A 25,067-nucleotide genomic window follows, 5' to 3' on the forward strand; every position below is an offset into this window, starting at 1 on the left:
ATGAGCAAGCAACTCAAACCGGTAGCGCCGATCGCGCCGATTGTACTCGGTAAAATGGGTTCCGCTTACGGCATTCGTGGTTGGCTCAGAGTGTTTTCATCCACCGAGAACGCCGAAAGCATTTTTGACTATCAGCCGTGGTTTATCCAGCAGGCGGGTCAGTGGCAGCATATCGAGTTGGAAGACTGGAAGCGCCACAGTCAGGATCTGATCATCAAAGTCAAAGGCATTGACGATCGGGACGCGGCGAATCTGCTGACTAATCGCGAGATTATGGTGGATTCCGATCAACTTCCTCCGTTGGAGGGTGATGATTACTACTGGAAAGACCTGATGGGCTGCCAGGTAGTCACCTCCGCTGGCTACGAGCTGGGTAAAGTCATCGATATGATGGAAACCGGCTCGAACGATGTGATGGTTGTGAAAGCGAACCTGAAAGATGCGTTCGGCATGAAGGAGCGGTTGATTCCGTTTCTTCATGGGCAGGTTATCAAGAAAGTCGATCTCACTGCTCGCGTGATTGAGGCAGATTGGGATCCTGGTTTTTGACCCCCGGATCAAACGGTCGAAGCAAGTGGAATAACGGTAAGGGGATTGGCTTGTGTTCATCGGTATTGTAAGCCTGTTTCCTGAGATGTTCCGCGCTATCACCGATTACGGGGTGACTGGCCGGGCAGTAAAAAATGGCCTGCTGAGCGTGCAGTGTTGGAGTCCTCGCGACTTCACCTACGACCGGCATCGCACCGTGGACGATCGCCCTTACGGCGGCGGCCCGGGAATGCTGATGATGGTGAAACCTTTACGGGAAGCCATTCATGCGGCGAAAGCAGCGGCAGGCGAGGGAGCAAAGGTGATTTATCTGTCACCTCAGGGGCGCAAGCTGGATCAAACCGGCGTGTGCGAACTGGCGGCCAATCAGAAGATGATTCTGGTGTGCGGCCGTTACGAAGGGATAGACGAGCGCGTAATCCAAACCGAAATTGACGAAGAATGGTCAATCGGCGATTACGTTCTCAGCGGCGGGGAACTGCCGGCGATGACCCTGATTGATTCAGTCGCCCGTTTCATACCGGGTGTGCTGGGCCATCAGGCCTCAGCGGAGGAAGACTCCTTCGCCGACGGATTGCTGGACTGCCCGCACTATACCCGCCCCGAGGTGTTGGAAGGGATGGAGGTACCGCCGGTTCTGCTGTCGGGCAACCATGCCGAGATACGTCGCTGGCGCTTAAAGCAGTCGCTGGGCCGAACCTGGCTTAGAAGACCTGAACTTCTAGAAAGCCTAGCTCTGACTGACGAGCAAGCGGTGTTGCTGGCTGAGTTCCAACGGGAACATCAGGCCAGGCAACAGGACTATGAAGGAAACGTCTGACATCAGACGGGACCGATATATCAGTTTACCTAGGGTAAGAGACATATTATGAGCAACATTATTAAGCAACTTGAACAAGAGCAGATGAAACAAGACGTACCTGCATTCCGTCCGGGTGATTCCGTGGAAGTGAAGGTATGGGTCGTTGAAGGTAGCAAAAAACGTCTGCAGGCATTCGAGGGCGTGGTTATCGCTATCCGTAACCGCGGTCTGCACTCTGCATTCACTGTTCGTAAGATTTCCAACGGCGAAGGTGTTGAGCGCGTATTCCAGACTCACTCCCCAGTAATCGACAGCATTACTGTTAAACGTCGTGGTGCCGTTCGTAAAGCTAAACTGTACTACCTGCGTGAGCGTACTGGTAAGGCTGCTCGTATCAAAGAGCGTCTGAACCGCGTTGGCTAACGCTGCATCCAAAAGTTAATAGTTATCAGGGGTTGGCATTATGCCAACCCCTTTTTTTATCTGAAAAATCTATCACGTTGCATTTGCGAGGCCTTAGCTGCCTGGCCGCGACATTAAAAAGCCTCCATCAGCAGGCTTTTGGCATTACAGCGCGGCGGCGCTTTGTTTATGTTGATTCTCCGGCGGGTGCGGCTGCGCCGGGACAATATCATCGCCAGGTTTGACGATCACCCGTGCAACGGACTCGTGCGTGGCGAACGTGCAGCTGCAATTGATGTTGCGGCATTGATGGTAACGCTCTTTGGTCGACTCGCTCAGATAGCGGCTGGAGCGAGTGTGGGCCACGTGACCGCATAGTGGACAGTGCATCATAAGAACCCCCTTGAACAAATTAAGTAAATTGGTGTGGCATCATCCTTTGGCGAGCGAACTCGTCATCATGAGGCAATGCCCTGCAAACACAGTGCGCGTTCCATGGCGCGTCGCTGTTCCAGCCCTTTGTTTTTCTTTCCGTTTACGTAAACCCAGCGTGGCAGCTGATCGCAGGCCTGCCGCCACTGGCGCTGTTGCAGCAGCGCGACCAGCGTAGAGTGGCAGGCTGCGCTGACGCCCACATTGAAGGCGAAGGCGATCGCCGCATCATAGGTTTGTTGCGAGAGCGTATCCGGCAGGCAGGCGGCCATGCCGCGCTCGGTGCGGCGAACATCGTCGACCAAACCCATCGCGGCTTTGTGTTCATCGATCGCTTTACCAGGGATGACGCCAGCGGTGTGCCCAATGCCCTGAGTCCACACCCCGGCGCTGCACTGGTAAGGCGACAGGCGGCAACCTTCGAGATCGGCGATCAGCCTGAGGCCAGCTTCTGAGGTTTGCAGCTCGCCAAATGACGGCAACAGCACGGCGATGGCCAAAACGGCGGCGACGCTGCAGCGCTTAACGGTTGCACTCATCGTAAATTTTCCTCCGCGATGTCGCATTGCGCTCAATGGCCTTCAAGATCTGCAGGCTTTTACGTCGGTAGTACCAGTTCACCAGAAACGTGCCGATGCCTACCGCCGCACCGACTAAAAAGGCAATGTCCTGCGGAGACAGCTTGCCGAGCCAGGCGAGAAACAGCGCCATGGCGTAGGTGATGAATGAGGTTATTTTCTCCATAGCCTTATGCTCGCTTCGTTTACAGAATCTCGGGAGCCGGAGGCATCAATGCGAGACAGCTTGCTATCGATATCCATCATGCTCCTGGCCTGTATGATAATTACTGTATATACATACAGTATTAAGCTATTTGCTAAAATCGTCAATGGGTGAGGTGAATATTTTTAGCAGATTGTGCAAAAGAGGGAGGGGGGCGGCATAAAAAAAGCCCATCGATGATGGGCTTCGAGAAATAATGGGGGAGATTACAGGCCGTAGACCAGCGTGACCGAGGTGGTGGTATCTGTGTTCTTCGGCGCTGAGGCCGGCGGTTTGCTGTTGTAGGTCACGGTGTAAGCCACGCGCAATGAGAAGCGATCGTTGATCGCCACGTTCAACGCGCTTTCCGAGTTCAGCGTGGTTTCTTCGTTCGCCAGCGCGGAAACGCCCTGAATGAACTTGGTGTTGTCGGTCAACTGATAGGAATAGTTGGCCGCACCATAGGCCAGCCCCTTGGTCGAGCGGCCGCCGCCATGGTATTCATCATGGCGCACGCCGGGACCGAATTCCACCCGCAGGTCACTGAGCGGCCCGTTAAGGAGTTGACGGCCGTAGCCGCCGGTCAGCGTGGAGCGTGAGTCGTAACCGTTGAAACGGTCACTCAGCCAGCTGGCCTGACCGAACAGGTAGTTGCGATCTGTCAGGTTATAGCGCGTACGGCCACCGGCCTGGTATTTTTCGGATGAGCGCACGTTGGAGGAGGTGGTGTTGTTGGCCGCCCCCCACAGGCTGTACGCCGCGTCGCTGTTGAACCAGGTCATGTTGGTGTTGGCCAACAGGGTGGAGCTCTGCGAGTTGCCTGACTGGGCGTTGTAGCCCGCCTGCACGTTGCCTTCGAACGGTTTCTTGGCGGTGGCCGGATCGTCCATCGCGGTGAAAAGCGTATTGTCGGCAAGGGCTGAAACACTGGTGAAAGTCGTTAAGCAGCAAATATACAGCGGAAAAGCGCGACGAGCGCGAGAAGAGAGCATCTTGGATCCAGTTGTTAAGGGGAGTTATTGTTGATGACGGTCACATTATATCGGTTCATTTCGGCGACAAAAATAGCCGCCATTAGCTTAAGTTTTTAATTTTTATCCCTCATTTATTCGCTTTTCTTCTACTTAAAATCATCGCTTTTGGCGGCATTTCGTGCTGATCCTGCTTTGCACAGGCGTCGGTGCCGAGATCGGCGGCGTATTTTCGCTGCAAAACCAAGTGTACATATTTATTTACGAGTGCTCATTTTTCTTAGACCGAGTGGCTAATGTGGGGTGACGGGCTTTGTGATTCATTAATTCCATGTATTTATTGTATTTTAACTGGTTTTTACAAGCCTTTTTCAACGGTGATTTAATCAGGGTGATTATGGTAATTTTTTATTTACGGAAAATGGATTGAAAACTTTACATATCGTGATAGGGTAGAGCCCTGAAACGCTCAATGTTCCATTTCAACGCATAACGCCAAACGACAGGAATAGCATCATGCAAAAAGACGCGCTCAATAACGTACACATCAGTGCAGAACAGGTTCTCATCACGCCGGAGGAGCTGAAGAACCAGTTCCCGCTCAGCGCCGACGACGAAAATGAGATCGCCACTGCGCGCAACACTATCGCCAACATTTTGCAGGGGCGCGATCATCGCCTGTTGGTGGTGTGCGGGCCTTGTTCGATCCACGATCCGGACGCGGCGCTGGACTATGCCCGTCGTTTGAAAACCCTGGCGGCTGACTTGAGCGATCAGCTGTATATCGTTATGCGCGTCTACTTTGAAAAACCCAGAACCACTGTCGGCTGGAAAGGTTTGATCAACGATCCATACATGGACGGTTCGTTTGACGTTGAAGCAGGCTTGCATATCGCGCGTCGCCTGTTGCTGGATCTGGTGGGCATGGGCTTGCCGTTGGCTACCGAAGCGTTGGATCCGAACAGCCCGCAGTACCTGGGGGATTTGTTCAGCTGGTCGGCGATCGGTGCGCGCACCACCGAATCGCAGACCCACCGCGAAATGGCCTCCGGCCTGTCGATGCCGGTCGGGTTCAAAAACGGCACCGACGGCAGTTTGGGTACCGCCATCAACGCCATGCGCGCCGCTGCTATGCCGCACCGCTTCGTCGGCATCAACCAGGCAGGCCAGGTTTGCCTGCTGCAGACGCAGGGCAACCCGGATGGGCACGTGATCCTGCGCGGCGGCAAAACTCCGAACTACAGCGCTGAGCACGTTGCGGCCTGTGAAAAACAGATGCTTGAGGCGGGACTCCACCCGTCCTTGATGATAGATTGCAGCCATGGCAACTCGAATAAAGACTATCGCCGTCAGCCGGCGGTGGCCGAGTCCGTGGTGGAGCAGATCAAGGCGGGTAACCGCTCAATCACCGGCATTATGCTGGAGAGCCATCTGCATGAGGGCAATCAGTCTTCCGAACAGCCGCGTGCAGACATGCGTTACGGTGTGTCCGTCACCGACGCCTGCATCAACTGGGAGAGCACGGAAACCCTGTTGCGCCATATGCATCAGGAACTCGGCGCTGCGCTGGCGGCCCGTACGGGAGAAAAGTAAGTTATGGTGGCAGAACTGACCGCGCTGCGCGATCAAATCGATGAGGTGGATAAAGCGCTGCTGGGTCTGCTGGCGAAACGCCTGCATCTGGTAGCGGAAGTGGGCGAAGTCAAAAGCCGTCATGGCCTGCCGGTTTACGTACCGGAGCGCGAAGCCGCGATGCTGGCCTCGCGTCGCCAGGAGGCGGAAAACCTCGGGGTGCCGCCGGATTTGATCGAGGACGTTTTGCGCCGCGTGATGCGCGAATCCTACGTCAGCGAGAACGATAAAGGCTTTAAAACTTTGTGTCCGCAGCTGCGGCCGATCGTCATCATCGGCGGTAACGGCCAGATGGGAAGGCTGTTCAACCGCTTGCTGACGCTGTCGGGTTATCAGGTCAGGGTACTGGATCAGGAAGATTGGCCGCAGGCGGAACAGCTGCTGGCAGACGCCGGCATGGTGATCGTCAGCGTGCCGATCCACGTGACCGAGCAGGTGATAAGCCGCCTGCCGACGCTGCCTGCCGACTGTATTCTGGTGGATTTGGCGTCGGTGAAGAACCGCCCGCTGCATGCGATGTTGGCGGCGCACAGCGGCCCAGTGGTCGGGCTGCACCCGATGTTCGGCCCGGACGTGGGCAGCGTGGCGAAGCAGGTGGTGGTTTACTGCGACGGCCGCCAGCCGGAGGCTTACCAGTGGCTGCTTGAACAGCTGCAGGTGTGGGGCGCTCGGCTGCATCGCATCAGCGCGGTCGAACACGATCAGAACATGGCGTTTATTCAGGCGCTGCGGCACTTCGCCACCTTCGCCTACGGGTTGCATCTGGCGGAAGAGAACGTGCAACTGGAGCAGTTGCTGGCGCTCTCCTCGCCGATCTACCGGCTGGAGCTGGCGATGGTTGGCCGCCTGTTTGCGCAGGATCCGCAGCTGTACGCCGATATCATCATGTCGTCGGAGGAAAACGTGGCGCTGATTAAACGTTACTACCAGCGCTTCGGCGAGGCAATAACGCTGTTGGAGCATGGCGACAAACAGGCGTTTATCGACAGTTTCCGCAAGGTGGAGCACTGGTTCGGCGATTACGCCCAACGCTTCCTGGTGGAGAGCCGCACGCTGTTGCGGCAGGCTAACGACAGCCGGCAGTAAAACGCGGGCGGTAAACGTAAAAGGTTCGGCTTGGCCGAACCTTTTTTTATGGTTTCAGGATGGGTTGACCGGCACCACGGTATCGCTCGGGTAGCAGCCCAGTACCTTCAGCGAGCGGGTGATTGGCGCCAGATCGCGCAGCGCTTTTTGCATCGCGTCGGCGCGCAGGTTGGCCTGCACATCGATATAAAACATCTCTTCCCACGGATTGCCGTTGATCGGGCGTGATTCCAGTTTGGTCATGATGATGCCGTTGTCGCGCAGAACCAGCAGCGCTTCGACCAACGCACCGGATTGTTGGCCGGTCGCCATGATCAGCGTGGTTTTGGCCGGCACCTGTTCAGATACGTCGATCGCTTTGCGCGCCAGGACGATGAAGCGAGTGATGTTCTGCTGCTGGTTGGCGAGGTTGTGTTCCAGCACCTGCAGCCCGTACAACGCGCCGCCAGCCTCACTGCCCAGCGCTGCCACCTTCGGCGAATTCAGCTTGGCGACTTTCTCCATCGCCGCGGCGGTGCTTTCGGTGTACTCGATTTTCCAGTGCGGGAAGCGGTTTAGGAACTGGCTGCACTGTTGGAACGGCTGCGGGTGGCTGTAGACGGTTTCAATCTGGCTAAGATCGCTGTCGCCGGCCACCAGAACGCAATGATCGATCGGGTTGGTTAGTTCGCCGACGATCGACAGGCTGGTGTGTTGCAGCAGATCGTACACCTCGTTAATCGAACCGGAACTGGTATTCTCGATCGGCAAAATTGCGTAGTCCGCCTGGCCGGTTTCCACCTGGGCGAAGATATCCTGAAACTTCTGGCAGCCGCATTCGATCAGCCGATCGAAATGGCGGGCGGCGTATTGGCGTGCCGCCAGATGTGAGTAGGAGCCTTTCGGGCCGAGAAAGGCGATGCGTGCAGAGTGTTGGCTGACGGGGTTGAGCTGGTGCTGCAGCAGTGCCTGCTGGGTCAGGACGGAATCTTCGATAATCAGTTGAAACAGGCGGGTGACGTAGAAGCCGTCCAGATCGTAAGGTTTGGCGGCGGCGATCAGCGCATCCAGCAGATCGCGTTCGCGCTCTTTGTCGCGGATCGGACGATGAGAGTGCAGCTTGGTCTTGCCGACTTCGATCGCCAGCTCACGGCGTTCCGCCAGCAGGGCCAACAGTTTCAAGTCCAGTGCGCTGATGCGCTCGCGCAGCACCAATAACGGGTTGTCAGTCATAATCAGCTTCCGCCTTCAGTTCTTATTCGTTGTAAAACAGCCATAAAAAAAGCCCCCTGTCTCCAGGAGGCCTTGTTGTTCGTCTTCGCATTCTTTCTCACACGACGAAACGCCTCCCAGTCAGGGGAAGGTAAAAAAGAATGCGAAGAAAAACGGTGTGCGTGGCATGGTCTACCTAAGGTTGATGTGAACAGGTTTTAAAGTAACCGCTGGCCTTTAGCCCGTCAACAAAAATACCCGACAAAAAACGCGCCCTCGGGCGCGTTTGATGCGGCAATCGCTGTCGGACGGTTATTCCTGCTCTTGCGTGACTTCCGGCACGATGTCTTTCACGCTGGCGTTGCAGCGGCGCGCTTCGCCTTTGTGCTGCACCTTGTTCAGCTGGCGCTCCAGCTTGGCGATAAGCTCATTAACGGCGGTATACATGTCATCATGTTTGGCACTGGCGACCAGCGGGCCGTTAGGCGTGGTAATGGTAGCATCGGCGACAAACCCTTGCGGTTCTTTGGATAAGACGATATGCGGGTTAATCAGCTGGGTCTGCCATTTTTCCAGTTTGGTGAGACGGTCTTCGACGTGATTGCGGATTGCGGGAGTGATATCCATTTGTTTGCTGGTAATGTTCAATGTCATATAACTTACCTCTCTGTCTTTCCGTCTTGGTGAATCCAGCATACCCCGCTTTTTGTTTAAATGCGTGATGTAAATCACGATTTTTTGTCACTTTTTGCAAAGTTAGTTCAATCTGTGATTCAGCATTTGAATTGGCTATCTAATGCTTGAGAGTTGCCGCCGGATGGCGCATTATCGATGAGTTGACCGGTGAGGAGTACTAGCTAACACCGTGTTTTTACTTGTGTATTTTTCCAGTAAAAACCAGGTCGACGCCAATGAAAACGGCAGCCTTGGCTGCCGTTTGGTTTTTCTGCCTGTGCCGAAGCACGCTTATTGCGGGTTGGCGGCGATCACTTTGGCCACTTTGTCAGCCTGGCCGTTCAGCTGCAGCTGCTTGTAGGCATTTTCCATCAGCGGCAACACGTCGTGCGTCGCTTTGGTATCCGGGAATTCACGCAACATCTGCTCGGCGCGATTAACGACCGCGACGTAAGCACCGCGTTTAGTGTAGTATTCCGCCACCGAAAGCTCATACTTGGCCAAACGGTCTTTCAGATACACCAAACGCTTGTTGGCGTCGGTCGCGTATTGGCTGTTCGGGTATTGCTGAATCAACTGGCTGAAGTCGCGGAACGCAGCGCGAGCGTGCTGAGGATCGCGGTCCGAACGGTCAACCCCGAAGAAGCCCTGCAGCGCGCTGTCATCGAGCGCCATGTCGGTCAGGCCGCGCATGTACATCACGTAATCGATGTTCGGGTGCGTCGGGTTCAGACGCATGAAGCGATCGATGGATGCCTGAGCCATCGGCAAGTCGGCGGCCTTATAGTAGGCGTAAATCAAATCCAGCTGGACCTGCTGGGAATACGGCCCGAAAGGATAGCGGTTATCTAACGCTTCGAGTTGCGTAATCGCGCCCTTGAAGTTACCGTCCTGCAGTTTTTGCTGCGCGGTAGCATAGATTTCCGAAGGTGGGTTGTCGGGAACCGCATCCTTGGATGTGGAGCAACCTGCCAGCGCCAGGCTCAACGTGGCTGCCGCCACCAGATATTTCATACGCGTCATGACGTTTTGATTATCCTCAGGGTGTTATTCCGGGAGACTGTCCGTTAAGCTCCCGACAAAGACCAGGTACAATAGCACATTATATTAAACGGCATCGCCGTGAAAACCCAACGTTAACGAAGAAGCTGCATATGGCACAACAAGTACAACTCACCGCAACGGTGGCCGAATCTCAACTCGGACAACGTTTAGATCAGGCTTTGGCCGAATTGTTCCCTGATTATTCACGATCTCGCATAAAAGAGTGGATCCTGGGCGATCGGGTGAAGGTCAATGGCAAAACGTCAAACAAACCGAAAGAGAAGGTGCTGGGCGGAGAGACCGTCGCCATCGATGCACAGATTGAAGAAGAGGCGCGTTGGGAGCCACAGGACATCGCGCTGGATATCGTCTATGAAGACAGCGACATCCTGGTGATCAACAAACCGCGCGATTTGGTGGTGCACCCTGGCGCCGGTAACCCGGACGGCACGGTGCTCAATGCGCTGCTGCATCACTACCCGGAAATTGCCGACGTGCCGCGCGCCGGCATCGTGCACCGTCTGGACAAAGACACCACCGGCCTGATGGTGGTGGCGAAAACCGTGCCGGCGCAAACCCGGCTGGTGGAAGCGCTGCAGGCGCGTGAGATCACCCGTGAATATGAAGCGGTGGCGATCGGCACCATGACCGCCGGCGGCACGGTAGAAGAGCCTATCGCGCGACATTCCACCAAGCGTACCCATATGGCGGTGCACCCGATGGGTAAACCGGCGGTAACGCACTACCGCATCATGGAACACTTCCGCGCACACACCCGCCTGCGCCTGCGCCTGGAAACCGGCCGTACTCACCAGATCCGCGTGCACATGGCTTACATCAGCCATCCGCTGGTGGGCGATCCGCTGTACGGCGGCCGTCCGCGTCCGCCGAAAGGCGCTTCGGAAGCCTTCATCAACACGCTGCGCGGCTTTGACCGCCAGGCGCTGCACGCCACCATGCTGCGTTTGTATCATCCGATCAGCGGCATCCAGATGGAGTGGCATGCGCCGCTGCCGCAGGACATGGTCGATCTGATCAACGCGCTGAAGGCGGACACCGAAGAATTCAAAGATCAGATGGACTGGTAATGAGCTCGCTCATTCTGCCTGACTGGCCGTTGCCTACCGGCGTTAAGGCCTGCAGCACCACGCGTGGCGGCGGCGTTAGCCTGCCGCCTTATGACTCGCTGAACCTCGGCACCCACGTCGGTGATGAGGCGCAAGCGGTGACACGCAATCGGGAACGTTTGGTTACCGCCGCCGGTTTGCCGCAGATGCCGGTGTGGCTCGAGCAGGTGCACGGCACTCGCGTGGTGACGTTGACAGGGAAAGCGCCCGCCGATCTGCGGGCGGATGCGGTGTACAGCAACGTGCCGGGGCAGGTGTGCGCCGTGATGACGGCGGATTGTCTGCCGGTGCTATTCTGCTCGCAGCACGGTGACGAAGTGGCTGCCGCCCACGCCGGCTGGCGCGGATTGTGCCACGGCGTGCTGGAGCAAACCGTGGCGGCGTTCAGCGCTGCACCGTGCCAAATTAGTGCCTGGTTGGGGCCGGCGATCGGCCCACAGCAGTTTGAGGTCGGGCCGGAGGTGCGCGCCGCTTTCATGGCGGAAGACGCCGAAGCCGCAGCGGCGTTTACCCCGCACGGCGATAAGTTTTTGGCTAATATCTATTTGCTGGCTCGCCAACGCTTGTTGCGTGCGGGCGTGCAGGCCATCTATGGCGGCGACCGCTGTACGGTTAACGAAACGAGTCATTTTTTCTCCTATCGGCGCGATGGAATAACCGGACGTATGGCAAGTTTAATCTGGCTGATATAACCTATTGAATTAGGACGATCCAACGACGCATGGCGTTGTACCGAAAATTTAGCGTCGAGATAACCTTGAAAATTTGAGGGATGACCTCATTTAATCTCCAGTAGCAATTTCGACCCATCTTGGAGGTGTTATGCGTCTGGATCGTCTTACCAACAAATTCCAGCTTGCCCTCGCCGATGCCCAGTCACTAGCCCTTGGGCACGACAACCAGTTTATTGAACCGCTACATCTGATGAGCGCCCTGCTCAATCAGGAAGGGGGCACGGTTCGTCCACTATTAACTTCCGCAGGTATCGATGCCGGGCGCGTGCGCACCGAAATCGAACAGGCGCTGTCCCGTTTACCGCAGGTAGAAGGCACCGGTGGCGACGTTCAACCGTCCCACGAGCTGGTGCGCGTCCTGAACCTGTGCGACAAGCTGGCGCAGAAGCGCGCGGACAAATTCATTTCTTCCGAGCTGTTTGTGCTTGCGGTGCTGGAAGACCGCGGCTCGTTGACCGACTTGTTGAAAGCGGCCGGCGCAACGGCCGACAAAATCAGCAAAGCCATTGAACAAATGAGAGGCGGTGACAGCGTGGAAGACCAAGGCGCCGAAGACCAACGGCAAGCATTGAAGAAATACACCATCGATCTGACCGAACGTGCCGAGCAGGGCAAACTTGACCCGGTGATTGGCCGTGACGAAGAGATCCGCCGCACCATTCAGGTGCTGCAACGCCGCACCAAAAACAACCCGGTACTTATCGGCGAACCCGGCGTGGGTAAAACCGCCATCGTCGAAGGCCTGGCGCAGCGCATCATCAACGGCGAAGTGCCGGAAGGGTTGAAGCACAAGCGCGTATTGTCCCTCGATATGGGCGCGTTGATCGCCGGCGCCAAATATCGCGGCGAGTTTGAAGAGCGTCTGAAAGGCGTGCTCAACGATCTGGCCAAGCAGGAAGGCAGCGTGATCCTGTTTATCGACGAACTGCACACCATGGTCGGCGCCGGTAAGGCGGATGGCGCAATGGATGCGGGCAACATGCTGAAGCCGGCGCTGGCGCGCGGCGAGCTGCACTGCGTCGGTGCCACCACGCTGGATGAGTATCGTCAATATATAGAGAAGGATGCGGCCCTCGAACGTCGTTTCCAGAAAGTGTATGTGGCGGAGCCGAGCGTGGAAGACACTATCGCTATTCTGCGCGGCCTGAAAGAGCGTTACGAACTGCACCACCACGTGCAGATCACCGATCCGGCCATCGTGGCGGCGGCAACGCTTTCGCACCGTTATATCGCCGATCGTCAATTGCCGGACAAGGCTATTGACCTGATCGACGAAGCGGCGTCCAGCATTCGCATGCAGATGGACTCCAAGCCTGAATCGCTCGACAGGCTTGAGCGCCGCATCATTCAGTTGAAGCTGGAACAGCAGGCGCTGAATAAAGAGTCGGACGACGCCAGTAAGAAACGCTTGGAAATGCTCAGCGATGAGCTGGGGCAGAAAGAACGCGAATATTCGGAGCTGGAAGAAGAGTGGAAAGCGGAAAAAGCGTCACTCTCCGGTACTCAGAACATCAAGGCGGAACTCGAGCAGGCCAAAATCACCCTGGAGCAGGCGCGTCGCGTCGGCGATTTGGGGCGGATGTCGGAACTGCAGTACGGCAAGATCCCTGAGCTGGAGAAACAGCTCGCCGCTGCCACGCAGGCCGAAGGCAAGAGCATGAAGCTGCTGCGCAACCGGGTAACCGATGCGGAGATTGCCGAAGTGCTGGCGCGCGCGACCGGGATCCCGGTGGCCAGGATGCTGGAAGGCGAGCGCGACAAGCTGCTGCGCCTGGAGCAAGAGCTGCATTCGCGGGTGATCGGCCAGGACGAAGCGGTCAGCGCGGTCTCTAATGCTATCCGCCGCAGCCGCGCCGGGTTGTCCGATCCTAACCGGCCGATCGGTTCGTTCCTGTTCCTTGGCCCGACCGGGGTGGGGAAAACCGAGCTCTGCAAGGCGCTGGCTTCGTTCCTGTTCGACAGCGACGACGCTATGGTACGTATCGACATGTCCGAGTTTATGGAGAAACACTCCGTTTCGCGTCTGGTCGGCGCGCCTCCGGGCTATGTCGGTTATGAAGAGGGCGGCTACCTGACGGAAGCCGTGCGCCGCCGGCCTTATTCGGTGATCCTGCTGGATGAAGTCGAGAAAGCGCACCCGGACGTGTTCAACATCCTGCTGCAGGTGTTGGATGACGGCCGCCTGACCGATGGCCAGGGCCGTACCGTCGATTTCCGCAATACCGTGGTGATTATGACGTCCAACCTGGGTTCGGATCTGATCCAGGAGCATTTCGGTCAGATGAACTACGCGCAGATGAAAGAGTCGGTGATGGAGATGGTGAGTCACCACTTCCGTCCGGAATTCATCAACCGTATCGATGAAGTGGTGGTGTTCCATCCGCTGGGCGAGAAACACATTGCTGCGATCGCCAAGATTCAGCTGTCGCGTCTGTACAAGCGTTTGGAAGAGCGCGGTTACGAAGTGACCATGACCGAACCGGCCCTGGCACTGTTGAGCAAAACCGGTTACGACCCTGTGTATGGTGCGCGTCCGTTGAAACGTGCTATTCAGCAGGAGATCGAGAACCCGTTGGCGCAGCAAATCCTGTCCGGCAAGCTGATCCCCGGCAAGCTGGTGACGCTGGATGTGGAAAACAACCATATCGTTGCACGCCAATAACGGCAATTAAGCCTATTAAAGATGAAAGGGAGCGGGTGACCGCTCCCTTTTCTTTATCTTCTTCTTTATCTTCGTTTGTCCCTATTTACAGAGGTTGCCGCTATTACTGTGCTAAAACCGGTGTTTTTCGACTAATAAACATCCTAAAAAGGCGTTTTTGGTGATTATTTGAGCGCTTGAAAAGTTTTTTGCAATTAGGGGTTGCGGCTCGCCGAGAACTCCCTATAATGCGCCTCCACTGACCGGGAACAACGACTGACAAGCCGCCGGGTCAGCGAGAAGAAAGCGAAATAAACGCTTGACTCTCCGGGCGAAAAGCGTAGTATACGCAGCCCGCGCCGATGAGTTTCTCGGCGCTGCTCTTTAACAATTTATCAGACAATCTGTGTGGGCACTCCACAAGACGATATCCAGCATCTTCGGATGCAAAAAAATATCAAGTCTTGAAGAGTGACTAACTGAAGTAAAATTCATGCAGTAAATCTTTGAGCATCGCTTCTCGAGTGGAAGCAAATCAAGCTTTTAATTGAAGAGTTTGATCATGGCTCAGATTGAACGCTGGCGGCAGGCTTAACACATGCAAGTCGAGCGGTAGCACAGGGGAGCTTGCTCCCCGGGTGACGAGCGGCGGACGGGTGAGTAATGTCTGGGAAACTGCCTGATGGAGGGGGATAACTACTGGAAACGGTAGCTAATACCGCATAACGTCGCAAGACCAAAGAGGGGGACCTTCGGGCCTCTTGCCATCAGATGTGCCCAGATGGGATTAGCTAGTAGGTGGGGTAATGGCTCACCTAGGCGACGATCCCTAGCTGGTCTGAGAGGATGACCAGCCACACTGGAACTGAGACACGGTCCAGACTCCTACGGGAGGCAGCAGTGGGGAATATTGCACAATGGGCGCAAGCCTGATGCAGCCATGCCGCGTGTGTGAAGAAGGCCTTCGGGTTGTAAAGCACTTTCAGCGAGGAGGAAGGTGGTGAGCTTAATACGCTCATCAATTGACGTTACTCGCAGAAGAAGCACCGGCTAACTCCGTGCCAGCAGCCGCGGTAATACGGAGGGTGCAAGCGTTAATCGGAATTACTGGGCGTAAAGCGCACGCAGGCGGTTTGTTAAGTCAGATGTGAAATCCCCGGGCTCAACCTGGGAACTGCATTTGAAACTGGCAAGCTAGAGTCTCGTAGAGGGGGGTAGAATTCCAGGTGTAGCGGTGAAATGCGTAGAGATCTGGAGGAATACCGGTGGCGAAGGCGGCCCCCTGGACGAAGACTGACGCTCAGGTGCGAAAGCGTGGGGAGCAAACAGGATTAGATACCCTGGTAGTCCACGCTGTAAACGATGTCGATTTGGAGGTTGTGCCCTTGAGGCGTGGCTTCCGGAGCTAACGCGTTAAATCGACCGCCTGGGGAGTACGGCCGCAAGGTTAAAACTCAAATGAATTGACGGGGGCCCGCACAAGCGGTGGAGCATGTGGTTTAATTCGATGCAACGCGAAGAACCTTACCTACTCTTGACATCCAGAGAACTTTCCAGAGATGGATTGGTGCCTTCGGGAACTCTGAGACAGGTGCTGCATGGCTGTCGTCAGCTCGTGTTGTGAAATGTTGGGTTAAGTCCCGCAACGAGCGCAACCCTTATCCTTTGTTGCCAGCGGTTCGGCCGGGAACTCAAAGGAGACTGCCAGTGATAAACTGGAGGAAGGTGGGGATGACGTCAAGTCATCATGGCCCTTACGAGTAGGGCTACACACGTGCTACAATGGCGTATACAAAGAGAAGCGACCTCGCGAGAGCAAGCGGACCTCATAAAGTACGTCGTAGTCCGGATTGGAGTCTGCAACTCGACTCCATGAAGTCGGAATCGCTAGTAATCGTAGATCAGAATGCTACGGTGAATACGTTCCCGGGCCTTGTACACACCGCCCGTCACACCATGGGAGTGGGTTGCAAAAGAAGTAGGTAGCTTAACCTTCGGGAGGGCGCTTACCACTTTGTGATTCATGACTGGGGTGAAGTCGTAACAAGGTAACCGTAGGGGAACCTGCGGTTGGATCACCTCCTTACCTAAAGATATTAGTTCGCGTGGCGTGCTCACACAGATTGTCTGATAGAAAGTAACGAGCAGAAATACCTTTATAGGCTTGTAGCTCAGGTGGTTAGAGCGCACCCCTGATAAGGGTGAGGTCGGTGGTTCAAGTCCACTCAGGCCTACCACTTCTCATGAAGTGGAAAAGGTACTGCGCGTGACTGTATGGGGCTATAGCTCAGCTGGGAGAGCGCCTGCCTTGCACGCAGGAGGTCAGCGGTTCGATCCCGCTTAGCTCCACCATATAGTCCGGTATTTCAATACTTCAGAGTATATTGGCGACAGTATGCTGCGAAGTATTTTGCTCTTTAACAATCTGGAACAAGCTGAAAATTGAAACATGACGGCTGAAATTTATCCCTCCGTAGAAGTGCCGGGATAAAGAGTAACCTGTCATAGAGTCTCTCAAATGTTTGCAGCGCGAACGATGGAAACATCTTCGGGTTGTGAGGTTAAGTGACTAAGCGTACACGGTGGATGCCTAGGCAGTCAGAGGCGATGAAGGGCGTGCTAATCTGCGAAAAGCGTCGGTAAGGTGATATGAACCGTTATAACCGGCGATACCCGAATGGGGAAACCCAGTGTGTTTCGACACATTATCATGTCATGAATACATAGTGGCATGAGGCGAACCGGGGGAACTGAAACATCTAAGTACCCCGAGGAAAAGAAATCAACCGAGATTCCCCCAGTAGCGGCGAGCGAACGGGGAGGAGCCCAGAACCTGAATCGGCTTGTGTGTTAGTGGAAGCGTCTGGAAAGTCGCGCAGCAAAGGGTGATAGCCCCGTACACTAAAATGCACAGGTCGTGAGTTCGATGAGTAGGGCGGGACACGTGACATCCTGTCTGAATATGGGGGGACCATCCTCCAAGGCTAAATACTCCTGACTGACCGATAGTGAACCAGTACCGTGAGGGAAAGGCGAAAAGAACCCCGGCGAGGGGAGTGAAATAGAACCTGAAACCGTGTACGTACAAGCAGTGGGAGCACCTTCGTGGTGTGACTGCGTACCTTTTGTATAATGGGTCAGCGACTTATATTTTGTAGCAAGGTTAACCGTATAGGGGAGCCGTAGGGAAACCGAGTCTTAACTGGGCGACTAGTTGCAAGGTATAGACCCGAAACCCGGTGATCTAGCCATGGGCAGGTTGAAGGTTGGGTAACACTAACTGGAGGACCGAACCGACTAATGTTGAAAAATTAGCGGATGACTTGTGGCTGGGGGTGAAAGGCCAATCAAACCGGGAGATAGCTGGTTCTCCCCGAAAGCTATTTAGGTAGCGCCTCGTGAACTCATCTTCGGGGGTAGAGCACTGTTTCGGCTAGGGGGCCATCCCGGCTTACCAAACCGATGCAAACTCCGAATACCGAAGAATGTTATCACGGGAGACACACGGCGGGTGCTAACGTCCGTCGTGAAGAGGGAAACAACCCAGACCGCCAGCTAAGGTCCCAAAGTCATGGTTAAGTGGGAAACGATGTGGGAAGGCATAGACAGCCAGGATGTTGGCTTAGAAGCAGCCATCATTTAAAGAAAGCGTAATAGCTCACTGGTCGAGTCGGCCTGCGCGGAAGATGTAACGGGCTAAACCATGCACCGAAGCTGCGGCAGCGACGCTTAGCGTTGTTGGGTAGGGGAGCGTTCTGTAAGCCGTTGAAGGTGGCCTGTGAGGGTTGCTGGAGGTATCAGAAGTGCGAATGCTGACATAAGTAACGATAAAGCGGGTGAAAAGCCCGCTCGCCGGAAGACCAAGGGTTCCTGTCCAACGTTAATCGGGGCAGGGTGAGTCGACCCCTAAGGCGAGGCTGAAAAGCGTAGTCGATGGGAAACAGGTTAATATTCCTGTACTTGGTGTTACTGCGAAGGGGGGACGGAGAAGGCTAGGCTAGCCGGGCGACGGTTGTCCCGGTTTAAGCGTGTAGGGGGTGTGACCTGGTAAATCCGGTTGCATGTTAACCCTGAGGCGTGATGACGATGCACTACGGTGCAGAAGTAGTTGATGCCCTGCTTCCAGGAAAATCCTCTAAGCTCCAGGTAACATTAAATCGTACCCCAAACCGACACAGGTGGTCAGGTAGAGAATACCAAGGCGCTTGAGAGAACTCGGGTGAAGGAACTAGGCAAAATGGTGCCGTAACTTCGGGAGAAGGCACGCTGGCATGTAGGTGAAGTCCCTTGCGGATGGAGCTGAAGCCAGTCGAAGATACCAGCTGGCTGCAACTGTTTAATAAAAACACAGCACTGTGCAAACACGAAAGTGGACGTATACGGTGTGACGCCTGCCCGGTGCTGGAAGGTTAATTGATGGGGTCAGCCGCAAGGCGAAGCTCTTGATCGAAGCCCCAGTAAACGGCGGCCGTAACTATAACGGTCCTAAGGTAGCGAAATTCCTTGTCGGGTAAGTTCCGACCTGCACGAATGGCGTAATGATGGCCAGGCTGTCTCCACCCGAGACTCAGTGAAATTGAACTCGCTGTGAAGATGCAGTGTACCCGCGGCAAGACGGAAAGACCCCGTGAACCTTTACTATAGCTTGACACTGAACATTGAGCCTTGATGTGTAGGATAGGTGGGAGGCTTTGAAGCGTGGACGCCAGTCTGCGTGGAGCCATCCTTGAAATACCACCCTTTAATGTTTGATGTTCTAACTCGGCCCCATAATCTGGGGTGAGGACAGTGTCTGGTGGGTAGTTTGACTGGGGCGGTCTCCTCCCAAAGAGTAACGGAGGAGCACGAAGGTTAGCTAATCACGGTCGGACATCGTGAGGTTAGTGCAAAGGCATAAGCTAGCTTGACTGCGAGAGTGACGGCTCGAGCAGGTACGAAAGTAGGTCTTAGTGATCCGGTGGTTCTGAATGGAAGGGCCATCGCTCAACGGATAAAAGGTACTCCGGGGATAACAGGCTGATACCGCCCAAGAGTTCATATCGACGGCGGTGTTTGGCACCTCGATGTCGGCTCATCACATCCTGGGGCTGAAGTAGGTCCCAAGGGTATGGCTGTTCGCCATTTAAAGTGGTACGCGAGCTGGGTTTAGAACGTCGTGAGACAGTTCGGTCCCTATCTGCCGTGGGCGTTGGAAGATTGAGAGGGGTTGCTCCTAGTACGAGAGGACCGGAGTGAACGCACCACTGGTGTTCGGGTTGTCATGCCAATGGCATTGCCCGGTAGCTAAGTGCGGAAAAGATAAGCGCTGAAAGCATCTAAGCGCGAAACTTGCCTCAAGATGAGTCTTCCCTGGGCCTTTAAGGCCCCTGAAGGAACGTTTAAGACTAAGACGTTGATAGGCTGGGTGTGTAAGTGCAGCGATGCATTGAGCTAACCAGTACTAATGATCCGTGAGGCTTAACCTTACAACACCGAAGGTGTTTTTAGAGAGATTTTCAGCGAAGTTCCGAGATTGGTTCTGATGGCGACACGAGAGTGAAGCGGTTGGAATGAAACAGAATTTGCCTGGCGGCAATAGCGCGGTGGTCCCACCTGACCCCATGCCGAACTCAGAAGTGAAACGCCGTAGCGCCGATGGTAGTGTGGGGTCTCCCCATGCGAGAGTAGGACACTGCCAGGCATCAAATAAACGTTATCAGTGTGACGACTGGTAATGCGCAAGTCGCAGAGCGCGATATTGCCGGTATCGAAAGATACAACGTAAAAGAATCGGTGGAGCGGTAGTTCAGTTGGTTAGAATACCTGCCTGTCACGCAGGGGGTCGCGGGTTCGAGCCCCGTCCGTTCCGCCACTTATTTAATTATGCCTGCTTTATTAGCAGGCATAATGTTAAGCGAGATTTAGGGGCGTAGCTCAGTTGGTAGAGCACCGGTCTCCAAAACCGGGTGTCGCGAGTTCGAGTCTCTCCGCCCCTGCCATATTAAGAACCCTTTGCGAAAGCAAAGGGTTTTTTTTTACCTATTATCCCTTTCCTTAGCGCGTTATCGTTTTGGAAAAGAGCGCATCGGCTGCTCTATGCTGATGTTTATCTGATCCGAGTTGCTCCATAACCTTTCGATCTTTACCTCCGCAGAGCTCCTGATTCTCCTGCCATTTTGCATTTTCTTCTCTCAGAAGGCGATGGGCGGCTTTTGGCATGATAGACAGCCAAGACCACGGTGGCGGCGTTTAAGGCCGCCATAGCGCTTTAGGCTGCGGTATTTAAAGGTATTTTAAGTAATTGCCGAATCAAAGGTTGTTGATCGCTATTTTGCAACCAGACGGCATACAGTGGGCGGATAATCGGCGGGATCTCGGTGGCGGCCACCAGCTGTGGGTACTCTTTTTCCCAATGGCTGGGCAGGAAAGCGCATCCGCCCGTGGTTTCCAACAGCTGACGCGTCAGGTGAGCGGAGGTGGTGGTAAGCACCGGTACGTTATCACCTTCCAACATGCGGTTTTCCTGTTGGTGGAAGTCGGCTCCCCATTCCAGCTTGATGTAGGGCATTGGGGTCTGTTTGTCACGATAAGCGGATGAGAACAGGCGTAATGAGAAATTGCTCAGCTGCTGGCTGGCCAATTCATCCATCTTCGGCGGTTCAGTGGTGATCAGTAAATCGAGCTGCCTTTCATGCAGTTGTTTTACCAAAGAGTGCCTTAATGCCACCCTGGCTTCTAGCTGCAGCGCCTCGCGTTGTTGATAGAGTGCTTGCAACCAGGGAGTCAGATAGGCCTCCCACAACGAAGCGGTAGCGCCGATCGATAACTCGGTGTGTTGCAGCGAACGCACGACTTCCTTCTTCGCCAACTGCCAGGTGTTCATCAGGCTCTCGGCATAGGGCAGAAGCCGCTCGCCGGCAGGCGTCAGGCGGATGTTATTGCGATGACGGGTAAATAAATTTGCGCCCAACTGGTTTTCTAGCTGACGGATGCGGAAACTGACCGCGGACTGCGTTAAGTACAAGGATTCTGCGGCTCTGCCAAAGTGACGCGTTCTACTGACCTCCAAAAAGGTTTTCAGTAATTCGGTATCCACACCTATCTCCAAAAAAATTTGTCGTTAAGATTTAAATGTTTTGTTTTACACGCTGTCAAGCCTATCTAATACTCCGCGCCATAAACAGCACGGCCATAAGAGAATTAGGAGCGTGTCAGATGGCGGATAGCTTCACCACGACCAATCGTTTTTTTGATAATAAACATTACCCTCGCGGGTTCTCCCGTCACGGCGATTTCACCATTAAAGAGGCGCAATTGCTAGAGCGCTTCGGCTACGCGTTTAACGAGCTGGACTCGGGCAAACGCCAGCCGGTCACTGAAGAAGAACAGCTGTTCGTCGCAGTGTGCCGCGGTGAGCGCGAAGCGGCTACCGAGCAGGAAAAAGTATGGGCTAAATATCTGGCGCGCACACGTCGCCCGAAGAAATTCCATACTCTGTCCGGCGGTAAACCGCAGGCTGACGCAGTAGAAGATTACAGCGACAGCGAAGACTAAAGACGATGGGGCCTGCGGGCCCCATTTTCATTCCAGACTGCGATGCAGTTGTAACAGCAGACGGTCCATACTGCGATAGCCCAGTGCTTCGCTGAGGTGGTGCCTGTCGAGTTCAGCATCTCCCGCCAAATCCGCCAGCGTGCGCGCCACTTTCAAGATGCGCTGCCAGGCGCGAACCGATAACCCCAGCGTGTTTAATGTTGCTTCCAAAAACTCGGCGTCAGCCGCCTGCAAAACGCAATCTCGTTCCACTTCGCGGTTGCTCAACAGCGCGTTGACTTTACCTGCGCGTTCGAGCTGCCGGGTGCGTGCCTGCTGCACCCTTTTCCGTACTTGTTCGCTGCTTTCTCCATGGGTTTTCCGATGACTGAGCGTACCCGGCGGCAACAACGGTACTTCGATAGACAGATCGAAACGGTCGAGAAAAGGCCCTGACAGCCGGGCCAGATAGCGCAACACCTGCTGCGGTGAGGCGCGATTGTGCAATCCCTGATAATGCCCTGTCGGGCTGGGGTTCATTGCCGCGATCAGTTGCACCCTGGCGGGGAAACAGACCTTGGCGTTGGCACGTGAAATCACGATCTCGCCGGATTCCAACGGCTCACGCAGCGCATCCAGTACCTTACGCTCGAATTCCGGCAGTTCATCCAGAAACAGCACGCCGTTATGCGCCATCGAGATCTCGCCCGGTCGCGGCAGTGAGCCGCCGCCGACCAATGCCGCCATCGAGGCGCTGTGGTGCGGTGCGCGGAACGGCCTCTGACGCCATGGTAGAGCGGCGGGAATGTGATGCTGCAAGCTGGCGACTGCCAGGCTTTCCAACGCCTCAGCCTCCGTCAGCGGCGGCAGCAAGCCCGTGAGACGGCTGGCCAGCATGGTTTTACCGGTGCCCGGTGGTCCAATCAACAGCAGGTTATGCCCGCCGGCGGCGGCGATCTCTAATGCCCGCTTGGCCTGTTCCTGGCCGATGATGTCGCGCAGGTCGGCGTTTTCGCACGCGTTGTCCGCGTCGGGGGGCGTGGCCGCCACCGGCAGTTCGCCTTGGCCGAGCAGAAAAGCGCAGACTTCCAGCAGGTGTTGGGCGGTATGGGAGTGCGACTGCGCGATCAGGCCGACTTCGGCGGCGTTGTCCGTCGACAGGATCAATTGTCGCCTGGCGTCAGCCGCCGCCAGCGCCGCCGGGATGGCACCTCTGACCGCGCGCAGTGCGCCAGACAGCGCGAGCTCGCCAAGAAACTCGTAGCGTGCCAACGGTGCGAGGGGCAATTGCTCGGAGGCGGCGAGGATCGCCAGCGCTATCGGCAGATCGTAACGCCCGCCTTCTTTCGGCAGATCGGCGGGCGCCAAATTGACAGTGATGCGCCGGGCGGGAAAGGTGAAACCGCTGTTGATCAGGGCGCTGCGCACCCGATCGCGCGCCTCTTTTACCGTGGTTTCCGGCAGGCCGACCAGCGTCAGGCCGGGCAGGCCATTGCTGATATGCACCTCCACCGTCACGGAAGGGGCCTGAACGCCGATGATGGCGCGGCTATAGATTAACGCCAGTGACATATCGCTCTCCTTGCTGAGGACGACATGATGCGTGATTCATTCTGGCATTGCGCGGCGTTATTAGTGGTTTTTCTAGGGGTTTCGCAGCGTAATTGCTCATTTTCATCGAAGTAAATGAGATTGTGCGAGCCGCCTCGCATCCTGCGGCAATACCCATTAACAATTCGCTGAAGGCTGCAACACATTAGCGGCCCATACACATTGCAATCATAGGGTTAACGGGTGTATTTAACAATTGATTAAAAGAAAAATCACTTCTTTAACAAGCCCCGACCGCCGCCGCATTCTGCCCGGCAGCCGCTAAACCTCCTGACTTCGTACTCTACGGTAGGGATAACACTATGTTTGGTTGGACCCCGCTGCAACGCAACGCGGCAATCGCCAGCTTTTCAAGCTGGACGCTCGACGCTTTCGATTTTTTCGTGCTGGTATTCTTACTCAGCGACATCGCGCAGTCCTTTCACGTCGGTCTGGAACAAGTCACGTTGGCGATTCTGCTCACGCTGGCGGTGCGCCCGATTGGCGCGCTGATCTTCGGGCGTGCGGCGGAAAAATATGGCCGCAAGCCGATCCTGATGTTGAATATCGTCTTTTTCTCGGTGTTTGAGCTGCTCTCTGCCGCCGCGCCCTCGCTGACGGTCTTCTTGCTGTTGCGGGTGTTGTACGGTGTTGCGATGGGCGGCATTTGGGGCGTGGCGTCATCGTTGGCGATGGAAACCATACCGGACCGCTCACGCGGCCTGATGTCGGGTATTTTCCAGGCCGGCTATCCGTTTGGTTATCTGCTGGCGGCGGTGGTGTACGGCCTGCTGTTCGAAACGGTCGGCTGGCGCGGTATGTTCGTCATCGGCGCGGCGCCGATCCTGCTGCTGCCGTTTATTTATTATTGCGTGCAGGAGTCGCCGGTATGGCTGGCGGCGCGTGAACGCAAAGAGAGCACCGCCTTGCTGCCGGTGTTGAAGAGCCACTGGAAGCTGTGCTGCTATCTGGTGCTGCTGATGGCGGCGTTCAATTTCTTCTCCCACGGTACGCAGGATCTGTATCCGGTGTTTCTGAAAGTTCAGCACGGTTTCGACCCTAAAACCGTCAGTATCATCGCCATTAGCTACAATATCGCGTCAATTATCGGTGGTGTTTTCTTCGGTTCGTTGTCAGAAAAGTTCGGCCGAAAAAAAGCGATCATCATTGCCGCGCTGTTGGCGCTGCCGGTGATCCCGCTGTGGGCGTTTTCCAGCGGTTCGCTGATGTTGGGGATCGGCGCTTTCCTGATGCAGTTCATGGTTCAGGGCGCCTGGGGCGTGGTGCCGACCTATCTGACCGAGTTGGTGCCGGCCAACACCCGCGCGGTGCTGCCGGGGTTCGTGTACCAGCTGGGTAACCTGATCGCCTCGGTCAACGCCACGCTGCAAGCCACCATCGCCGAGCATCATGGGCATAATTACGGTCTGGCGATGGCGATCGTCGCCGGTACGGTGGCGGTGGCGATCGCCCTGTTGGTGTTCTTCGGCAAGGATACGCGCGGCCAGGCGATCACCGACGCGGTAGAAAATCCGGGTATGCGCGCCAACGTGTGAAAGAGGGGCGATTCGCGTGAGGTATGACCAGATTGCGCCGAATAATAACGCAAAAAAAGTGTTGTCATGTCGCGCGCGGCTGTGGTACCTCTGTAAGCATTAGTTCTGAATGAGCACAGTGAACAAACCCATTATGAAAGCCTTTGCCCAAGTGATTAGCCTAGTCGTGATTAGCGTGGTGGTGATTATTATCCCACCGTGCGGGGCTGCACTTGGACGAAGAAAGGCTTAGCAAACAAGCCGGAATCGCAAGAGAACCCCCGCACCGTCAGGTCCGGGGGTTTTTTATTGGCAAGAGAAAAGTGGAGCAAGGGGCAGAGCATGAAAAGCAGAACAAAATCCTGCAGTTGTCGAAGAAAGG

Annotated in this window: 21 protein-coding genes, 4 tRNA genes, 3 rRNA genes and 1 other annotated feature; of the genes, 18 read left to right on the forward strand and 10 right to left on the reverse strand. The window is 55.5% G+C overall.

Annotated features, from left to right (window positions below):
• Genes rimM through rplS form a run of 3 tightly spaced genes read left to right on the forward strand, consistent with a single transcriptional unit; the run spans position 1 to position 1,774 of the window.
• On the forward strand, positions 1–549 hold the full coding sequence (rimM, locus tag JL05_RS04975; protein ID WP_004932489.1) for a ribosome maturation factor RimM: 549 nt from the start codon (positions 1–3) through the stop codon (positions 547–549).
• 52 nt (positions 550–601) lie between these two features.
• On the forward strand, positions 602–1,369 hold the full coding sequence (gene trmD / locus JL05_RS04980; RefSeq protein ID WP_033631826.1) for a tRNA (guanosine(37)-N1)-methyltransferase TrmD: 768 nt from the start codon (positions 602–604) through the stop codon (positions 1,367–1,369).
• Between the two features lie 48 nt (positions 1,370–1,417).
• Entirely contained in the window at positions 1,418–1,774 is a 357-nt protein-coding gene (rplS, locus tag JL05_RS04985) for a 50S ribosomal protein L19 (RefSeq protein ID WP_004932484.1), read from the forward strand.
• Between the two features lie 144 nt (positions 1,775–1,918).
• On the opposite strand, the gene JL05_RS04990 is transcribed toward rplS, so the two are convergent.
• The 4 genes from JL05_RS04990 to JL05_RS05005 form a co-directional block, all read right to left on the reverse strand.
• Positions 1,919–2,146, reverse strand: a complete 228-nt coding sequence (locus tag JL05_RS04990) for an ogr/Delta-like zinc finger family protein (RefSeq protein WP_016929021.1) — start codon at positions 2,144–2,146, stop codon at positions 1,919–1,921.
• 65 nt (positions 2,147–2,211) lie between these two features.
• Positions 2,212–2,724 carry a lysozyme gene (locus JL05_RS04995; protein ID WP_033631827.1) on the reverse strand — a complete coding sequence of 171 codons (513 nt, stop codon included), beginning with the start codon at positions 2,722–2,724 and terminating at the stop codon, positions 2,212–2,214.
• Positions 2,708–2,929 (reverse strand): HP1 family phage holin, encoded by a 222-nt coding sequence (locus tag JL05_RS05000; RefSeq protein ID WP_004932472.1) that lies wholly within the window; start codon positions 2,927–2,929, stop codon positions 2,708–2,710. The genes JL05_RS04995 and JL05_RS05000 overlap by 17 nt, the downstream gene beginning before the upstream one ends.
• Positions 2,930–3,174: 245 nt before the next feature.
• On the reverse strand, positions 3,175–3,939 hold the full coding sequence (locus JL05_RS05005; RefSeq protein WP_004932469.1) for a DUF481 domain-containing protein: 765 nt from the start codon (positions 3,937–3,939) through the stop codon (positions 3,175–3,177).
• A 495-nt stretch (positions 3,940–4,434) separates the two neighbouring features.
• Here JL05_RS05005 and JL05_RS05010 point away from each other — a divergent pair, with 495 nt between their 5' ends.
• Both JL05_RS05010 and tyrA read left to right on the forward strand, forming a co-directional pair.
• Entirely contained in the window at positions 4,435–5,511 is a 1,077-nt protein-coding gene (locus tag JL05_RS05010) for a 3-deoxy-7-phosphoheptulonate synthase (RefSeq protein ID WP_004932466.1), read from the forward strand.
• A 3-nt stretch (positions 5,512–5,514) separates the two neighbouring features.
• A complete protein-coding gene (gene tyrA, locus JL05_RS05015; RefSeq protein ID WP_004932463.1) occupies positions 5,515–6,636 on the forward strand; it encodes a bifunctional chorismate mutase/prephenate dehydrogenase in 1,122 nt (373 codons plus the stop codon).
• A gap of 54 nt (positions 6,637–6,690) precedes the next feature.
• Here the strand turns inward: tyrA and pheA are convergent, their stop codons facing one another.
• The 4 genes from pheA to bamD all read right to left on the reverse strand — a co-directional run bounded on the left by pheA (position 6,691) and on the right by bamD (position 9,525).
• Positions 6,691–7,848 carry a bifunctional chorismate mutase/prephenate dehydratase gene (pheA, locus tag JL05_RS05020; protein ID WP_033631828.1) on the reverse strand — a complete coding sequence of 386 codons (1,158 nt, stop codon included), beginning with the start codon at positions 7,846–7,848 and terminating at the stop codon, positions 6,691–6,693.
• 42 nt (positions 7,849–7,890) lie between these two features.
• Positions 7,891–8,017, reverse strand: a sequence feature (Phe leader region).
• Complete coding sequence (locus JL05_RS25300) at positions 7,969–8,016, reverse strand: hypothetical protein (RefSeq protein ID WP_101428074.1); 48 nt, start codon at positions 8,014–8,016, stop codon at positions 7,969–7,971. Its footprint overlaps the feature before it by 48 nt.
• A 122-nt stretch (positions 8,018–8,139) precedes the next feature.
• The gene (gene raiA, locus JL05_RS05025; protein WP_004932457.1) at positions 8,140–8,481 is read right to left on the reverse strand and encodes a ribosome-associated translation inhibitor RaiA; all 342 of its coding nucleotides are present in this window, start codon (positions 8,479–8,481) and stop codon (positions 8,140–8,142) included.
• A 312-nt stretch (positions 8,482–8,793) separates the two neighbouring features.
• Entirely contained in the window at positions 8,794–9,525 is a 732-nt protein-coding gene (bamD, locus tag JL05_RS05030) for an outer membrane protein assembly factor BamD (RefSeq protein WP_004932456.1), read from the reverse strand.
• Between the two features lie 131 nt (positions 9,526–9,656).
• Between bamD and rluD the strand changes: the two genes are divergently transcribed.
• The 10 genes from rluD to JL05_RS05080 all read left to right on the forward strand — a co-directional run bounded on the left by rluD (position 9,657) and on the right by JL05_RS05080 (position 20,026).
• Positions 9,657–10,634, forward strand: a complete 978-nt coding sequence (rluD, locus tag JL05_RS05035) for a 23S rRNA pseudouridine(1911/1915/1917) synthase RluD (RefSeq protein ID WP_004932452.1) — start codon at positions 9,657–9,659, stop codon at positions 10,632–10,634.
• Positions 10,634–11,365 (forward strand): purine nucleoside phosphorylase YfiH, encoded by a 732-nt coding sequence (gene yfiH, locus JL05_RS05040; RefSeq protein WP_033631829.1) that lies wholly within the window; start codon positions 10,634–10,636, stop codon positions 11,363–11,365. Before rluD ends, yfiH begins: the two co-directional genes overlap by 1 nt.
• A gap of 130 nt (positions 11,366–11,495) precedes the next feature.
• A complete protein-coding gene (gene clpB / locus JL05_RS05045; protein ID WP_033631830.1) occupies positions 11,496–14,069 on the forward strand; it encodes an ATP-dependent chaperone ClpB in 2,574 nt (857 codons plus the stop codon).
• Positions 14,070–14,592: 523 nt separating this feature from the next.
• Positions 14,593–16,134 (forward strand): 16S ribosomal RNA (locus JL05_RS05050).
• A gap of 74 nt (positions 16,135–16,208) precedes the next feature.
• Positions 16,209–16,285, forward strand: a tRNA-Ile gene (locus JL05_RS05055).
• Between the two features lie 39 nt (positions 16,286–16,324).
• A tRNA-Ala gene (locus JL05_RS05060) sits at positions 16,325–16,400 on the forward strand.
• Positions 16,401–16,607: 207 nt separating this feature from the next.
• A 23S ribosomal RNA gene (locus JL05_RS05065) occupies positions 16,608–19,513 on the forward strand.
• 99 nt (positions 19,514–19,612) lie between these two features.
• Positions 19,613–19,728, forward strand: a 5S ribosomal RNA gene (rrf, locus tag JL05_RS05070).
• The 16S, 23S and 5S rRNA genes sit together here with 4 tRNA genes alongside, the layout of an rRNA operon.
• A gap of 94 nt (positions 19,729–19,822) precedes the next feature.
• A tRNA-Asp gene (locus JL05_RS05075) sits at positions 19,823–19,899 on the forward strand.
• Positions 19,900–19,950: 51 nt separating this feature from the next.
• Positions 19,951–20,026: transfer RNA gene (locus JL05_RS05080), tRNA-Trp, on the forward strand.
• Positions 20,027–20,295: 269 nt separating this feature from the next.
• On the opposite strand, the gene hdfR is transcribed toward JL05_RS05080, so the two are convergent.
• Positions 20,296–21,123, reverse strand: a complete 828-nt coding sequence (gene hdfR, locus JL05_RS05085) for an HTH-type transcriptional regulator HdfR (protein WP_033631831.1) — start codon at positions 21,121–21,123, stop codon at positions 20,296–20,298.
• A 119-nt stretch (positions 21,124–21,242) separates the two neighbouring features.
• Between hdfR and JL05_RS05090 the strand changes: the two genes are divergently transcribed.
• On the forward strand, positions 21,243–21,581 hold the full coding sequence (locus JL05_RS05090; protein WP_033631832.1) for a MaoP family protein: 339 nt from the start codon (positions 21,243–21,245) through the stop codon (positions 21,579–21,581).
• 27 nt (positions 21,582–21,608) lie between these two features.
• Here the strand turns inward: JL05_RS05090 and JL05_RS05095 are convergent, their stop codons facing one another.
• Positions 21,609–23,132 (reverse strand): YifB family Mg chelatase-like AAA ATPase, encoded by a 1,524-nt coding sequence (locus tag JL05_RS05095; protein WP_033631833.1) that lies wholly within the window; start codon positions 23,130–23,132, stop codon positions 21,609–21,611.
• A gap of 341 nt (positions 23,133–23,473) precedes the next feature.
• On the opposite strand from JL05_RS05095, the gene JL05_RS05100 reads away from it, so the two are divergent.
• On the forward strand, positions 23,474–24,706 hold the full coding sequence (locus tag JL05_RS05100; RefSeq protein WP_033631834.1) for an MFS transporter: 1,233 nt from the start codon (positions 23,474–23,476) through the stop codon (positions 24,704–24,706).
• A gap of 133 nt (positions 24,707–24,839) precedes the next feature.
• Entirely contained in the window at positions 24,840–24,938 is a 99-nt protein-coding gene (gene ilvL / locus JL05_RS24660) for an ilv operon leader peptide (protein ID WP_013814970.1), read from the forward strand.
• Positions 24,939–25,067 lie beyond the last annotated feature (129 nt).

This window comes from Serratia nematodiphila DZ0503SBS1, from assembly GCF_000738675.1.
Lineage (GTDB): Bacteria > Pseudomonadota > Gammaproteobacteria > Enterobacterales > Enterobacteriaceae > Serratia > Serratia nematodiphila.